Below are 16,837 nucleotides of genomic sequence, written 5' to 3'. Positions count from 1 at the left end.
TGACCAACTCCGGGAGGCAACAGTGACCCAGCGACAACCGGGCGACGACGACGTCGTCGTGGTGGGCATCGCCGCGCGCTACCCCGAGGCCGACGACCTGGCGGAGTTCCGCGCGAACCTCGCGGCCGGCCGGGATTCGGTGCGCCCGCTGTCCCGGTCGCGGGCCGAGGCCACCGGACTCGGTCCGCCCTCGGACTACCAGCCGATGGGGTTCGTCGAGGACATCGCCACATTCGACTACTCGTTCTTCACGCTGTCGAAGCGGGAGGCGTCGCTGATCGACCCGCAGCAACGTCTGGCGTTGGTCCTGGCGTATCGAGCGATCGAGGAGGCCGGCTATTCGGCGACCGACTTCCGGGACAGTGCGACAGCGGTGATCTTCAGCGCCGCGACGTCCACGTACCCGGCGATGTGGGCGGAACCGGGCGTCCTGAGCACCCTGGGCAACGTTCCGTTCGCGGTGCCCGCCCGCATCGCGTACCAACTCGGGCTCACCGGGCCCTGTTACGCCGTCGACTCGGGCTGCAACGGTTCGCTGATCGCCGTGCACCACGCCTGCCGGGAGCTGCGCTCGGGAGACGCCGATTTCGTGCTCGCGGGCGGTGTCAGTCTGCGGGTGAACGGCATTCGCGCCGATCTGGCCGAGGGCTCGGCCGAGCTGATGTCACCCGGCGGACGATGCCGGGCATTCGATGCGAGCGCGGACGGTACTGCCGTCGGCGAGGGTGGCGCGGCGCTGCTCCTCACCACGATGGGGCGCGCGCGTGCCGACCATGTGCCGGTGCACGCGGTGATCCGCGGCACCGCAACGGTGTCGAGCGGTCATTCGTCGGCGACCATCAGTTCACCGAGCGCTCGGGCGCAGGTGGCCGTGATCGAGCGGGCCTGGCGCAACGCGGGGCTCGCACCGCGCGATGCCGGGTATCTCGAAGCGCACGGTTCGGGAACACCCTTGGGCGATGCCGTGGAACTGGAGGGAATCGCCACCGCATTCGAGGGTAGGTCGGGTGTTCTGCCCATCGGTTCGGTGAAGACCAACATCGGCCATCTCGACCACGCAGCAGGAGTGTCGGGCCTGGTGAAGGCGATCCTTGCCGTCGAGCACGGTGAGCTGTACCCGTCGCTGCATTTCGACAGGCCCACCGGCGGAGTAGATTTCGCCGGCAGCGGGATCGAGGTGGTCACCGAGGCCAGGACCTGGAGCGAGGAGCGCAGCCCTCGACGGGCCGGAGTCAGCTCGTTCAGTCTGGGCGGTATCAACGCGCACTGTGTGGTGGAGCAGCCACCCCGGCAGGACACCGCGCCCCGCGTCGAGGACACCGCGCCCCGCGCCGAGGACACTCTTCGGCTCGTGGGTGTGTCGGCGAAAAGCGCAGCGGCGCTGGCCACTCTGTGTGACGATCTGGCGTCGGCGGTGCGCGGGTATCACCTCGCCGACATCGTCTTCACTCTCAACCATGGGCGGCCGCATCACGAGTATCGGGTGGCGGTGCAGGCGCGCACTGTCGACGAACTGGCGAAGGCACTCGCCGCGCAGGCTGCGGACCTCGAGGATCGGAACGAGACTGCGCCGACCCGGCGGGCACCGTCTGTGGCACTGCTGCTGTCACCGGACCCGATGCCCGCCGCACTCCGTGGCCGTTCCCTTCCGCCGGCACTGCCGGCCACGGGTGACGAGGCGGACCTTCTCGCCGGCCAGATCGCCGTTCACCGGGAATTGCGGAACGCTGGGATATCCGTGGACGCCGTCCTCAGCGGTGGTGTGTCGCGCTATGCCGCGAGGTATCTGCTCGGCACGTTGTCGGAGGTCACCGCCTCCGAGATCGCGGCGGCCGCCGCCGACCCTGCGATCGACACGGGACGGTTCGTCGCCGTCGCGAAAGGAATGCTCGCCGACGGACCCGTCGTGTTCGTGGAGCCGAGCCCGGACGGGCGGCTCGGACGGTTGCTCGCCGACACGCTCGGTGACCGAGCGGATGCAGAGATCCTGCGCGTACCGGACACCTCTGGGGCCATCACCCATGTGCTCGCGGGATTGTACGAGCGCGGAGTCGACCTCGACTGGGCTGCCGTCGGTGCGGCTGACGAGACCGCTCGGCGGGTGCGGTTGCCCGGGCACCCCATGCTGGGCTCCCGGTGCTGGTACGACCTGCCCGGCCGGCCGGAGTGGGGTCGAACCCCCGAAGTCGTCGCGCAGGAACCGAAGCCGGAACCGGCGCGCGTCGCCCCGGCGGACAGCCTCGACTGGCTGCAGACGACACTGCGCGGTCTGCTGCACAGCGAGACGGCGGTTGCCGCAGACGACGACTACTTCGAACTCGGCGGCAACTCGCTGATCGCGATGCAACTCGTCGACAAGGTGGCCGAGCAGTACGGGGTTAGACCCAAGTTGATCGACCTCTACGAGCGGCCGAAGGTCGCAGATTTCGCGGAGCTGCTCGCGGCGGGCACGTCCGCAGCCGGTGGGCTGCCCCCGATCACACCACGCGGACGGCATGTGATGTCTTTCGGCCAGGTGCGCATGTGGTTCCACCACCAACTCGACGCCGCCACGACGATCTACAACCTGCCGATGGTCAGCGACCTGCACGGACCGATCGATGAATCGGCCGTCCGCGGAATGTGGGACGACCTCGCCGCACGGCATCAGGTACTGCTGTCCAACTACGTCAACGTCGACGGAGAGCCGCAACTGCGCATTCGCCCATCGCTGGGCGACTTCTTCCGGACCGCCGACGTGTCGAACGAGCCGGACCCAGTGGCTGCGGCCCGGGCACTCGTGCACGAAGCGGCGATCGCACCGTTCGACCTGGCAAACGACCCGCTGGTGCGTGCTCTCCTCGTCCGGATCGGCCCGGACGAACACGTCCTGCAGGTGACCACCCACCACTCCGTCAACGACGGTGGTTCGCCGCGAATATTCGAACGCGAACTCCCCGCCCTGTACGCCGCACGCCGGACCGGTCGCCCCGCGGATCTCCCGCCACTGTCCATCCAGTACTGGGACTACGCGCTGTGGCAGCGGGAACTGATCGCGAGCGCCGCACTCGAGCCGGAACTCGACTACTGGCGACGGGTACTCGCCGATGTCCCGCTGCTGCGGCTTCCCACCGACTTTCCTCGACCGGAACGGAAGAACTTCACCGGCGCATTCCACACCTTCACCATTTCGGCCGAACAGACAGCACGCCTACGAGCCGTGGCCCGGCGTGAGTCGGTGTCACTGTTCGTGGTACTTCTCTCCGCGTTCTTCCTACTCATGGCAAGCCGGAGTCGCCAGCGGGACATCGTCGTCGGGACCCCGACGACGGGGCGCAACCGGCCGGAACTCGCCGGCATGATCGGGTACTTCAACAGCACTGTGGCGTTGCGCGCCGACCTGTCCGGCGAACCGAGCCTGACGGAACTGTTCGGCCGGGTGCGCGACGTCGTGCTGGGCGCCCTCGAACATCAGGAGATTCCGTTCGACCGGGTCGTGACGGCACTCACCGGTGACCGAGACACGAGCCGTACCCCGCTCTTCGATGTCTGCCATGTCCACCAGGAACTGCCCGCGTTGCAGTCGCAGCAGGGGCTTACCGAGACGCTGTTCGATCAGGAGGATCCCTCGGCCATCGCTTTCGGCGGGGTGCCCTCCGGTACAGCGAAGTTCGACCTCACCCTCGTCACCACGGAGCGCGGCGGCGAAGACGACATGGCCGCCGGGCTCGAGTTCAGCACGGAACTCTTCACCGAGCAGACCGCCGCCGCGCTGTGCGAGGAGTACGTTGCCATCCTGACGGGCATCGTCGATTCTCAGGCGGCGCAGTCGATCTCAGCGTTGCTCACCGACTCGTCCGACGAGTTCCCGTCGCGCGAACTGCCGATCGCACCCCCGGTGGTACCGGCCGACCGGCCGCGGCCGACATCGAACGGCGCGGAACCGCTTCGCTACTCGATCGATCGGGTAACCGCGATGCTCGACGACGCCCCGGAATTCGCCGAGTTGCTCGCCGCGTGGATCACCCTCCTCGCCTGGTACACCGCTCAGGACGAGGTGGTCGTCGGCACCGCCGCGGCCCCCGGGGGCCCGCCGCGGCTCGTCGGTGTCGACCTGTCGGGTGAACCCTCGTTCCTCGAACTGGTGTCGACGGTCCGTACGGAACTGTGCTCCGAGAGCAGCATGCGGGATTCCGCAGCAGTACACTTCCCGGTCCGCTGCGACGGAGAACGCGCCCCGAGTGACGACCGTGCCGAGGCATCGTCCGCCGAACTGGCGCTGGCGTGGTCCCGTGGGCAGGGCCCGAATCTCACCCTCGAACTCGACTACGCGGTGGAACTGTTCGACCGCAGCACGGCAACCGCGATGCTCGCCGACCTCCGTCAGCTCATCCGGGGGCTGGTGACGCATCCCGACCTGCCGGCCCAGGAGGTGGCGATGGAGTACGTGCATCAAGACGACACCGGTCTCTCCTCGGAGGCGGCGCGATGAGCATCGGTGTGGTGGGCGCAGGCACCATGGGGGTCGGAGTCGCCGAGTGCTGTGCGCACTCCGGCCACGACGTGATCGTCGTCGAGTCGGATCCGCACGCCGTCGAAGTCGCGCGCAAGCGCATGAGCGACTCGCTGCGGCTCGCGATACTCCTCGGCCGCAGCGCGGGCCCGAAACCCGCCGAGGTGGCGGCACGTGTGCGATGGACCGATCAGATGTCCGAGCTGCACGACGCCACCGTCGTCGTCGAGTGTGTTCCCGAACGGATCGACCTCAAAGAGAAGATCTTCGCCGAACTGGACCGCTGGTGCGCCGCCGATGCCGTACTCGCATCGTGCACCTCGGGGATTCCGGTCGATCTCGTCGCCGCGTCCACCTCGAGGCCGGAACAGGTTGTCGGGCTGCACTTCATGAACCCGGCGCCGCTCAAGGACACCGTAGAGGTAGTGGCCGGACCGCGAACGTCCCAGCGCACCCTGGACCGCGCGCAGGAGTTCCTCACCTCCCTGAACAAAACCGGCATCATCGTGGGTGACGGACCCGGCTTCGTGTTGAATCGCGTGCTCATGCTGTGCATCGCGGAGGCGGCCGCCTCCGTCGACGCCGGTATCGCCGACCCGGAAACCGTCGACGCACTGTTCGAGGGCTGCCTCGGCCATCCCATGGGGCCGCTGCGCACCGCGGACCTGATCGGCCTCGACAACGTTCACGACACGATGACCACCCTCCGCGCGCTGACAGGCGACGACCACTACCGCCCGCCCGAGTCGCTCACCGCATTGGTCGACGCCGGCCACCTGGGGCGTAAGACCGGGCGGGGCTTCCATGACTACCGATGAACGACCGCCTGCCGATGAAGAGCTCACTGGCAGTGTGGAACTGCCCCTGACGTACGACCAACTCGCACTGGTCGAGACCGGACACCACAACCCCACTTTCGCGTTGTATCTCGAACTCGACGGCCCGCTCGTCGAGGACGCATTTTCTACCGCATTGCGGCAGACGCTGACCGAATGTGGTTGTCTACGCGTCACCCTCGGCGGTAATGGGCAAGAACTACGCCAGAGAACCGGGACCGGGCACGTGTCCGGACCGGACGTGATCGACGCGAGCACCTCGGCCGACGCCGACACCCTCGTCGCGGCGTGGATCAGCCGCGAACTGGACCGGACAATGGACGTCACCACCGGCCCGCTGTACGTCCACACCCTTTTCCGGTTGCCGCACGGACGGTTCGGCTGGTTCCAGCGCTACCACCGCCTGGTCAACGACGAACCGGGCATGGCGGCGATCGTCCGGGCCACCGCCGAAACCTACGAGGCCGCCCGCACCGCGCCGCCTCGGAGAGTGATCTGGCCGTTCACGTCCCCGTCGGCATTGCTCGCCTCCGATGCCCGCTACCGGGAGAGCGCCGCGTGGCTCGACGACCGCCGCTACTGGGAGGAACTCCTCGCCGGGGTCCCGAAAGCGAAAGAACTGTTGGATCAGGTTCCCGAACAGAAGGATTCACGCTACGAGAATGTATCGGTCGGCGGTGTAGCGGCGCGACTCGCACGCCGCAGCGGCGGCGGTACGGCAGCAGTTCTCCTCGCGGCTCTCGCGCTGTACCGGCAGAGCCTTACGGGCATCGACGACGTACTGCTCGGGTTCCGGGAACACGGGACGACGATGCCGGTCAGGGTGACCCTCGCCCCCCATTTCACGTTCGACGCGGTGACGCGGCAGGTGGGCCTGCAACTGCGGAGATCCCGTCGACGGCGCTTCCTCTCCACAACCGATGCTGCCGCAATCGGGCAGGACTGGTGCCCGCTGGCGGGTGAAGTGCGGGAACCGCTCGGCGTCGAGCGGATCGGGAACTGCGCCGTCGCAGTGGTGAAGCGTTGGGGCGCAACGGGGGAGCGCGCATCTATCGCCGTGGACGACGGGGACGGGACGTGGTCCGTCGAAGCACACGGTCCGGCCGATCTGCAGCGCTTCGTCCGAATCCTCACGGCCGCACTGGAATCGCCCGATGGGTTGTTGGCGGGGGTGGAGGTGTTGAGTGCGGGGGAGCGTGGGGTGTTGGTTCCGGTGCGGGGTGGGCGGGGTGTGGGTGTTCGGGTGTTGCCGGAGATTTTGGCTGGTGGGGTGGGGGTGGATCGGGGGGCGGTGGCGGTCTCGTGTGGTGGGGTGGAGGTGTCGTATGGGGAGTTGGATGAGTTGTCGTCGCGGTGGGCGCGGGTGTTGATCGGTCGGGGTGTGGGGCCGGAGTCGGTGGTGGCGGTGGTGGTGGGGCGTTCGGTGGAGTTGGTGGTGGGGGTGTGGGCGGTGGCGAAGGCGGGTGGGGCGTTTTTGCCGGTGGATCCGGTGTTGCCGTTGGTGCGGGTGCGGGAGATGTTGGTGGATTCGGGTGTGGTGGTGGGGTTGTCGGTGTCGGGGTGTGTGGTGCCGGATGGGGTGGAGTGGTTGTGGCTCGATGATTCGGGTGTGGTGGAGGGGGTGTCGGGGGGTGTGGTGTCGGATGGGGATCGGGTGCGGCCGTTGAGGGCGGGGTGTGCGGCGTATGTGATGTATACGTCGGGGTCGACGGGGCGGCCGAAGGGGGTGGTGGTGACGCATGAGGGTTTGGCGAATTTGGCTGTGGAGGAGCGGGTTCGGTTCGGGTTGTCGTCGGGTTCGCGGGTGTCGCAGGTGTCGTCGCCGAGTTTTGATGCGGTGGTGTACGAGTGGTTGATGGCGTTTTCGGTGGGGGCGCGGTTGGTGGTGGCGCCGCCGGGGGTGTTCGGGGGTGTGGGGTTGGTGGAGTTGTGGGAGGCGGAGGGGGTGTCGCATTGTTTTGTGACGCCGTCGGTGTTGGCGACGTTGGGGTCGGGTGTGGGGTTGGGGTCGGTGCGGGTGTTGGTGGTGGCGGGGGAGGTGTGTGCGCCGGAGTTGGTGGCGCGGTGGGCGCCGGGTCGGGAGTTTTTCAATGCGTATGGGCCGACGGAGGTGACGGTGCAGGCGACGGTGGGTGGGCCGTTGGTGGCGGGGGGTGTGGTGTCGGTGGGTGGTCCGGGGGTGGGGGTGGAGGTGGTGGTGTTGGACGGGTGGTTGCGTCCGGTGCCGGTGGGGGTGGTGGGTGAGTTGTATGTGTCGGGGTCGGGTGTGGCGCGGGGGTATCGGGGTCGGGCGGGGTTGACGGCGGTGTCGTTTGTGGCGAATCCGTTTTCGGGTGTGGGGTCTCGGGTGTATCGGACGGGGGATGTGGTGCGGTGGGTTGAGGTGGGGGTGTTGGAGTTTGTGGGGCGGGTTGATGGGCAGGTGAAGGTGCGGGGTCAGCGGGTGGAGTTGGGGGAGGTGGAGGCGGTGTTGGCGCGGTGTCCGGGGGTGGCTCGGGCGGCGGCGGTGGTGCGGGAGGGGGGTCGGTTGGTGGGGTATGTGGTGCCGGAGGTGGGGGTGCGGGTGGATCCGGATGTGGTGGTGGAGTGGGTGGCGGGGGTGGTGCCGGGGTGGGTGGTGCCGTCGGTGGTGGTGGTTGTGGGGGAGTTGCCGGTGACGGTGAGTGGGAAGCTTGACCGCACAGCACTACCCGAACCGGAACTTGTGCACCGACCCCAGCGGCCCGCGCGCACCGCAGTCGAAGAGACGTTGGCATCGGTCTTCGCGGAAGTACTCGGAATCGAACGGGTGGGGTACGACGACTCGTTCTTCGCGTTGGGCGGCGACAGCATCCTGTCGATCCGGCTTGTGTCGCGGGCCAAGGCCCGAGGACTGGTGTTCACTCCGCAACAGGTGTTCGAGCACCGAACGGTGGCTGCGCTGGCAGCACAATCGGACATCGCGGACCGCACGACGCCCGGACCTCTCACCGAACTCGCCGGCGGCGGTATCGGCACTTTCCCGCCCACACCTGTGGTGCGGTACCTGTTGGAGCGCGGCGGCCACTTCGAGCGGTTCAGTCAGAGCCTGCTGCTCACGCTCCCCGCCGGGATCGACGAAGACGGACTTGTCGCTGTCGTCACCGCAGTGATCGCACGGCACGACATGCTGCGGTCCCGGCTCTTCCGGGGTGCGAGCGGGCAGTGGCAGATGGAGACCCGCCCGGACACCGACGTGGATGCGGCATCACTGATCCGTCGCGTCAGGTTCGACGCCACTGTCGAGGCCGACCCGCCGGCGACACTCGTCGCGGCCGAGCACCAGGCTGCTGTCGAGAGACTGCGTCCCTCCGATGGTGTCGTCGTCCAGTTCGTGTGGCTCGATCCGGGACCGTCGAGCGTCCCCGCAACCTCGGGCCGATTGATCGTCGTGGCTCACCATCTTGCCGTTGACGGGGTGTCCTGGCGGATTCTGTTGCCCGACTTCGCGACCGCCTGGTCGCAGATCTCCGCCGGACACGGTGCGGAGCTGCCGGCGCCGGGAACGTCCATGCGCCGGTGGGCGCATGCCCTGGCGGAGGAGGCACAGCGCGGTGAGCGGGTCGCCGAGCTGGCGTGGTGGCGGAGCGTCGTGGACGGGCCGGACCCCCCGATCACCGACCGCCCTCTGGATCCCGCGGTGGACGTGGCGACGGCAATTCGTGACGTCGGCGTCGAGATGTCGACCGAAGACACCTCCGTACTGTTGACAACCCTCCCGGGGTTATACCACGGGGGTGCCCACGACGTGCTCGTCACCGCCCTGGCAGTGGCATCGTCGAGATGGCGACGCGATCGGGGAATCTCGTTGTCGTCCATGCTGATCCGCATGGAGGGGCACGGGCGCGAGCAGTATGTGGTGCCGGGCGCCGACCTGTCCCGCACCGTCGGCTGGTTTACCACAATCTTTCCCGTCCGCGTCGACCTCGCCGGTGTCGACCTCGACGACGCGCTCGCCGGCGGCCCCGCGATGGGCCGGGCGGTCAAGGTGGTGAAGGAGCAGCTGCGCGCTGTACCCGACATGGGCATCGGCTACGGCCTCCTCCGCTACCTGAACCCCGACACGGCCGACACGCTGCCGAAGACCGAACCGGGGCACATCAGTTACAACTATCTCGGCCAGGTCCCCGACGCACCAGCCGGCAGCACGGTGGCATGGGCACCCGCCGACGGATTCGGCGACCTGCAGTACGTTCCGGACCCCGACATGCCAGCCTCCGCCGCGCTCGAGGTCAACTCGATCGTGGTCGGCGGAAAACTTCGGGTGAGCGTGGGCTACCCGGACACCCTGGTGGCGCGCGACGATGCCGAGCGGTTCGCGATTCTGTTACGGGAGGCGTTGTCCGCATTGACAACTCATTCTCACCGTCCTGAGGCCGGGGGGGTCACCCCTTCCGATGTTCCGCTCGTCACCGTGACTCAGAGCGACCTCGACGCGTGGGAGGAGCGCTTCGGGCCGCTCACCGATGTGTGGCCACTCGCACCCCTGCAGGCCGGGTTGCTGTTTCACGCCCTCATGGCGAAACCCGCGATCGACGCTTACACGGTGCAGGTGTCGCTACATTTGAAAGGCGCCGTCGATCCGGCGCGGATGCGCCGCGCGGCTCAGGCACTGCTGGATCGGCACGCGAACCTGCGGGTGGCCTTCGTGCCGTCCGCCGACGGCACCTTCGTACAGGTGGTGCCGGCGACCGTCGACGTGCCGTTCCGCCAGGTCGACCTGACGGGTATTCCCGAGGAGGCGCGCGGCGCCGAACTGGACCGGATTCTGTCCGCCGATCGCTCTGCGGCATTCGACACCTCCCACGCACCGCTGATGCGATTCCTTCTCCTGTCCATCGGACACGACGAAGTCCGTCTGGTGTGGACCAACCACCACACCCTCCTCGACGGGTGGTCGATGCCACTCGCGATCCGGGATCTCCTCGCCCTGTATGTAGCAGATGGGGCGGGGACGCTGCCGAGTCCCCGGCCCTATCGGGACTTTTTGACCTGGCTGCGCCACCGAGATCCAGAGGAGTCGCGGGGGGTGTGGGCGAACGCGCTCGCCGGCATCGACGGACCGACGTTGCTCCTGCCGGATGCGTGGGGAAAACAATCGTCGGTCCCGCCCGCCCAGGTACAGTTTTCGCTTTCCGAGAGCCTTACCGCGGAACTCGCGACTCTGGCACGCGAGCGCAACGTCACTGTGAATACGGTGACCCAGGCTGCGTGGGCACTTCTGTTGAACGGGGCCACGTCCTCGTCCGATGTCACGTTCGGCGGCACGGTGTCCGGGCGATCACCGCAACTCGCCGGCGCCGAGTCGATGATCGGATTGTTCGTCAACACCGTCCCCGTTCGTATCACGCTCGATCCCCGGGAAACGGTGGGCGAGTTGCTCGAACGAACGCAGTCGGAGCAGGCGGCGTTGTTCGACCACCACCACCTGGGTCTCGCCGACATTGCGCGCGCGGCCGGCCCACAGCTCGGATTCGACACGGCAACCGTCTTCGAGTCGTACCCGATCGATCGAGGTGGGCTGACCGAGGACACCGACCTGGCCGGAATCCGGGTAGTGGACGTCAGCGGTGTCGATGCCACGCATTACCCACTCAGCGTGGCCTTCTCGATGGACACGCAGCTGCGCATGACCTTTCACTACCTACCCGACCTGATCGAGGCGGCCACGGTCAAGACGATCGCGGCACGGGTCACCCGGATATTCGAGGAGATGGCCACCGAACCGGATGGGTTGTTGGCGGGGGTGGAGGTGTTGAGTGCGGGGGAGCGTGGGGTGTTGGTTCCGGTGCGGGGTGGGCGGGGTGTGGGTGTTCGGGTGTTGCCGGAGATTTTGGCTGGTGGGGTGGGGGTGGATCGGGGGGCGGTGGCGGTCTCGTGTGGTGGGGTGGAGGTGTCGTATGGGGAGTTGGATGAGTTGTCGTCGCGGTGGGCGCGGGTGTTGATCGGTCGGGGTGTGGGGCCGGAGTCGGTGGTGGCGGTGGTGGTGGGGCGTTCGGTGGAGTTGGTGGTGGGGGTGTGGGCGGTGGCGAAGGCGGGTGGGGCGTTTTTGCCGGTGGATCCGGTGTTGCCGTTGGTGCGGGTGCGGGAGATGTTGGTGGATTCGGGTGTGGTGGTGGGGTTGTCGGTGTCGGGGTGTGTGGTGCCGGATGGGGTGGAGTGGTTGTGGCTCGATGATTCGGGTGTGGTGGAGGGGGTGTCGGGGGGTGTGGTGTCGGATGGGGATCGGGTGCGGCCGTTGAGGGCGGGGTGTGCGGCGTATGTGATGTATACGTCGGGGTCGACGGGGCGGCCGAAGGGGGTGGTGGTGACGCATGAGGGTTTGGCGAATTTGGCTGTGGAGGAGCGGGTTCGGTTCGGGTTGTCGTCGGGTTCGCGGGTGTCGCAGGTGTCGTCGCCGAGTTTTGATGCGGTGGTGTACGAGTGGTTGATGGCGTTTTCGGTGGGGGCGCGGTTGGTGGTGGCGCCGCCGGGGGTGTTCGGGGGTGTGGGGTTGGTGGAGTTGTGGGAGGCGGAGGGGGTGTCGCATTGTTTTGTGACGCCGTCGGTGTTGGCGACGTTGGGGTCGGGTGTGGGGTTGGGGTCGGTGCGGGTGTTGGTGGTGGCGGGGGAGGTGTGTGCGCCGGAGTTGGTGGCGCGGTGGGCGCCGGGTCGGGAGTTTTTCAATGCGTATGGGCCGACGGAGGTGACGGTGCAGGCGACGGTGGGTGGGCCGTTGGTGGCGGGGGGTGTGGTGTCGGTGGGTGGTCCGGGGGTGGGGGTGGAGGTGGTGGTGTTGGACGGGTGGTTGCGTCCGGTGCCGGTGGGGGTGGTGGGTGAGTTGTATGTGTCGGGGTCGGGTGTGGCGCGGGGGTATCGGGGTCGGGCGGGGTTGACGGCGGTGTCGTTTGTGGCGAATCCGTTTTCGGGTGTGGGGTCTCGGGTGTATCGGACGGGGGATGTGGTGCGGTGGGTTGAGGTGGGGGTGTTGGAGTTTGTGGGGCGGGTTGATGGGCAGGTGAAGGTGCGGGGTCAGCGGGTGGAGTTGGGGGAGGTGGAGGCGGTGTTGGCGCGGTGTCCGGGGGTGGCTCGGGCGGCGGCGGTGGTGCGGGAGGGGGGTCGGTTGGTGGGGTATGTGGTGCCGGAGGTGGGGGTGCGGGTGGATCCGGATGTGGTGGTGGAGTGGGTGGCGGGGGTGGTGCCGGGGTGGGTGGTGCCGTCGGTGGTGGTGGTTGTGGGGGAGTTGCCGGTGACGGTGAGTGGGAAACTTGACCGCACAGCACTACCCGAACCCGGCGCCGGGACGCGTCGCTTCCGGGCACCCGCCACCCCCCTCGAAGCCGTCGTGGCCGGTGTGTTCGGCGATGTCCTCGGAATCGAACAGGTCGGCGCCGACGACGACTTCTTCCGCTTGGGTGGCGACTCACTGTCCGCCACCCGAGTGGTCGCCCGGGTCGACGCGGCACTCGACGTCGAAGTCGGACTGCACGCCCTCTTCGAGGCGCCGACCGTCACAGCGTTTGCGGCGCGTGCCGCGAAAGCCACCGTGCGTACCGACCGACCGGTGTTGCAGGCCGGACCGCGTCCGGAACGAATCCCGTTGTCGCTGGCGCAGACTCGTATGTGGTTCCTCAACCAGTTCGACACCTCCTCTCCCGCCTACAACATTGCCATGGCGTTCCGGCTCACCGGCGCACTCGATGTCGAAGCGTTGCGCGCTGCGGTGGCCGACGTGGTGGCGCGGCACGAATCGCTCCGGACCCGCTTTCCGATGTGCGACGGTGAGCCGGTGCAGGTAATCCTCCCCGACGCGGCACCGGATCTGCCCGAGGTGACGGTGACCAGCGAAACCGAGTTGCGCGAGCGGCTCTCGGCGTCGGTGTCGGAAGGCTTCGACGTCACCAAGCAGGTGCCGGTGCGAGCCGCGCTGTTCGAGACCTCCGATGCCGAGCGAGTGCTCCTGGTGGTGGTGCACCACATCGTCGCGGACGGAGCATCGATGGTCCCGCTCGCCCGGGACGTGCTGGTGGCCTACACGGCCCGCACCCACGGGGGTGCCCCGGAATGGGAACCCCTGGCGGTGCAGTACGCCGACTTCGCACTCTGGCAGCGGCAACTCCTCGGTTCGGGCGAGGATCCGCAGTCGCTGGTGTCGGCACAGCTGGACTATTGGCGGAACGCGTTGGCCGGTCTTCCTGCCGCACTGGATCTACCGGCGGACCGTCCGCGTCCGATGCAACGGTCACCGGGTGGGAGCCGAGTGGGATTCGAAATCGACGCCGACCTGCATCGTCGGCTGACGGCGCTGGCGTCGGCGCACCAGTCGACGCTGTTCATGGTCGCGCATGCCGCCCTGGCCGCTTTCCTGGCCCGGATTTCCGGTTCCGAGGACATCGCCATCGGAACCCCCGTCGCCGGACGCGGCGAGGCCGCACTCGACGACATGGTCGGAATGTTCGTCAATACCGTGGTGCTACGCACCGTCATCCGGTCCGCGAACACATTCGCCGAACTGCTCGAGCAGGTGCGCGTCGTCGACCTCGGGGCATACGCCCACGCCGAGGTGCCGTTCGAGAAGGTCGTCGAAGCGCTCGACCCACCTCGGTCGACGGCGCATTCACCGCTGTTCCAGGTACTACTCGAATTCCAGAATGTGGAGCAATCCGACCTGTCGCTGCCGGACGTCGAGGTGACCGGCATCGACCTCGGTGCGACGATCGCACGATTCGACTTACAGCTCACCGTGTCCGAAGAGTACGACGACGAGGGGTCACCGTCGGGTATCAGGGCCGCATTCAGTTACGCCACCGACCTTTTCGATGCCGACACCGTGGCCGAGCTGGCCGACCGTTTCGTTCGCATGCTCGACGCCGTGGTGGACGACCCCTCGGTGCGGCTGGGGAACCTCGACATACTGGACGACTTCGAACGGGACGAACTCGCGCCGGTCCGGGGTGCGCCCGCGGTTCCGGAACGGACGCTGTCGGACGTGCTCGTCGCCGGCGCCGCCGTGGATCCGGAGGCAATCGCACTGTCGAGCAACGGCATCGACGTTTCGTACCGGACGCTCGACGAACGGTCCAACCGGTTGGCCAGAGCGCTCCTCGACCGGGGCGCCGGCCCCGACTCCTTCGTCGCCGTCGGGGTGCCGCGGTCGATCGAATCGGTGCTGTCGGTGTGGGCGGTCGCGAAGTCGGGCGCGGCGTACGTGCCGATCGACCCCGCGCTCCCGGCAGCCCGCATCACGGCGATGCTCGAGGATTCCGGTGCGTTCCTCGGACTGACCGTATCGGCGCACCGCGGGCATCTGCCCGGCGGGGTCGAGTGGCTGCTGCTCGACCACCCGGAGGTCGACAGCGCGTACCCCGGGGACCCGGTCACCGACGACGACCGCGTGCGACCGTTGCATACCGAGCACGCCGCCTTCCTGCTCTACACATCCGGCTCTACCGGCACACCGAAGGGTGTCGTCGTCTCGCACAGCGGTCTGGCAAACCTGGTAGTCGAGGAGCGGGAACGCTTCGCAGCGACGCACGGGGCACGGGTGTCACACCTGGCGTCGCCGAGTTTCGACGCGTCCGTCTTCGAACTGCTGATGGCGTTCACCGTCGGGGCGACGCTGGTGATCGTGCCCCCCACCGTGCTCGGTGGCCGCGAGCTGGCCGAACTCCTCGAGGCCGAACACGTCACACATGCGTTCTTCACCCCTACCATCCTGGAAACGGTGAGTCCCGAGGAGCTTCCATCCGTCCGAGTTCTGGCAGTGGCAGGTGAACGGTTCGCCCCCGAGCTTGCGAACCGCTGGACACCGGGCCGGTTCGTCTTCAACGGATACGGTCCCACTGAGGCGACGATTCAGACCACGGCCAGCGAGGCGCTGTCGCCGGACGAGCCGGTCACCGTCGGGGGTCCCGGCCGCGGCGTCGACGTGATAGTCCTGGATCCGTGGTTGCAGCCGGTCCCGGTGGGTGTGGTGGGCGAATTGTATGCGGCGGGACCGGGACTGGCTCGTGGATACCATCAACGCCCGGGTATGACAGCAGCGTCGTTCGTGGCGCACCCCTTCGGAGGTCCGGGCTCCCGCATGTACCGCACCGGTGACCTCGTGCGCTGGACCGAGATAGGCCGGCTGGAATACATAGGCCGCAACGACTTCCAGGTGAAGATTCGAGGACAGCGGGTGGAGCTCGGCGAGATCGAGTCGGTACTGGCCCGCTGCGACGGGGTGGGCCGGGCGGCGGTGACGACACACGCCGGCGCGATCGATCGACTGGTGGGCTACGTTGTCCCGGAGGGCAATGCGAATATCGATCCGGCGGAAGTGCTGCGCTACGCCGCCTCTCATCTCGCGCCCTACATGGTGCCCTCCCAGCTGGTCGTGCTCGACGAGCTGCCGGTCGGGCGCACAGGCAAACTGGACCGGCGGGCACTTCCCGCGCCGATGGTCTCACCCAGGCCGTTCAAGGCACCAGCCACTCCGCTCGAGCACGCCGTCGCGGAGGTGTTCGCCGACGTACTCGGGGTAGAACGCGTCGGAGCCGACGACGACTTCTTCGTACTCGGTGGGAACTCCCTGGTCGCGACCAGGGTGGCGTCCGCACTGCGGGACCGGCTCGGCACGGACGTCGCACTGCAGTGGATCTTCCGCAACCCCACTCCCGAAGGGCTGGCGCGCCGCATCGTCGACCCGTCCACGCCCGGCGCCGCGGCGACCGACGACGTGTTGAGTGTCGTGGTCCCGCTCCGGTCCGGTGGAACACGTCCCGCTGTGTTCTGCGTCCACCCCGCGGGCGGACTCGCCCTCGGATACGCCGGACTGATCCAGCACCTCGCGCCGGACAGGCCGGTGTACGGGCTCCAGCTGCCCATCCTGAGCGGAGGCGCGACGTTCGAGTCGATGGAAGAACTGGCACACCGCTACGTCGTCGAGATGCGGGCGGTGCAGCCCCGAGGCCCGTACCACCTGCTGGGATGGTCGCTCGGTGGCGTGATCGCACACGCGATCGCCGTCGAATTGCGGGAGTCCGGGGCGGACGTCGGCACGCTCGCGATGATGGACAGCTACCTGGCAGAGGAGGGCGATTTCGGTGACCTCGAGGTCGACGCCGAGCAATGGCTACACGGACTGGGCGTCGACTTCGAGGGCAGCGGCGACGACGACAGGTCGTACCGAGAGCAGTTGGTCGAGATGCTCGGCCGATCGTTCGGCCGCGACCCGGCGTTCGCGTCGACCCTCCTGGGCCGCATCAGCGCGGGCCTCGAGAACTCGAAGCGGATCTCGGCCGAACATCGGCCGCGCGTGTTCGACGGCGACTTGCTGTTCTTCGCCGCCGCGCAGGGCGCCGACGACGAAGGTGAACGACCCTCGCCGAGCGTGTGGCAGCCCGTGGTGACCGGCGTGATCACCGCGAACGAGGTGGAGTGCGATCACGTGCGGATGACCACACCGGAGGCCTTCGCGGTGATCGGGCCGATCCTGGAAAACGCACTGGCGCGCACGCCCTGATGGTCT

At 68.0% G+C, this 16,837-nt stretch carries 3 protein-coding genes; all 3 read left to right on the top strand.

Features of this window, described 5'->3' with window-relative positions; all coding sequences use genetic code 11:
- Positions 1-22: 22 nt before the first annotated feature.
- The 3 genes from R4P95_RS03005 to R4P95_RS02995 are packed head-to-tail and all read left to right on the top strand — an operon-like array spanning position 23 to position 16,831.
- The gene (locus R4P95_RS03005; RefSeq protein ID WP_317743549.1) at positions 23-4,471 is read left to right on the top strand and encodes a condensation domain-containing protein; all 4,449 of its coding nucleotides are present in this window, start codon (positions 23-25) and stop codon (positions 4,469-4,471) included.
- Positions 4,468-5,310, top strand: a complete 843-nt coding sequence (locus R4P95_RS03000; RefSeq protein ID WP_317743548.1) for a 3-hydroxyacyl-CoA dehydrogenase family protein — start codon at positions 4,468-4,470, stop codon at positions 5,308-5,310. Before R4P95_RS03005 ends, R4P95_RS03000 begins: the two co-directional genes overlap by 4 nt.
- Complete coding sequence (locus tag R4P95_RS02995; protein WP_317753814.1) at positions 5,297-16,831, top strand: non-ribosomal peptide synthetase; 11,535 nt, start codon at positions 5,297-5,299, stop codon at positions 16,829-16,831. Before R4P95_RS03000 ends, R4P95_RS02995 begins: the two co-directional genes overlap by 14 nt.
- Positions 16,832-16,837: the final 6 nt, after the last annotated feature.

The organism is Rhodococcus sp. IEGM 27 (assembly GCF_033142305.1).
Classification (GTDB): domain Bacteria; phylum Actinomycetota; class Actinomycetes; order Mycobacteriales; family Mycobacteriaceae; genus Rhodococcus_F; species Rhodococcus_F oxybenzonivorans.
The sequence above is the reverse complement of the archived record's forward strand: the minus strand, read 5'-3'. Positions and strand labels throughout refer to the sequence as shown.

Coding starts and splice junctions, on each gene's coding strand:
- R4P95_RS02995 (WP_317753814.1), top strand. CDS start 5,297: ATGACTACCGATGAACGACCGCCTGCCGATGAAGAGCTCACTGGCAGT.
- R4P95_RS03000 (WP_317743548.1), top strand. CDS start 4,468: ATGAGCATCGGTGTGGTGGGCGCAGGCACCATGGGGGTCGGAGTCGCC.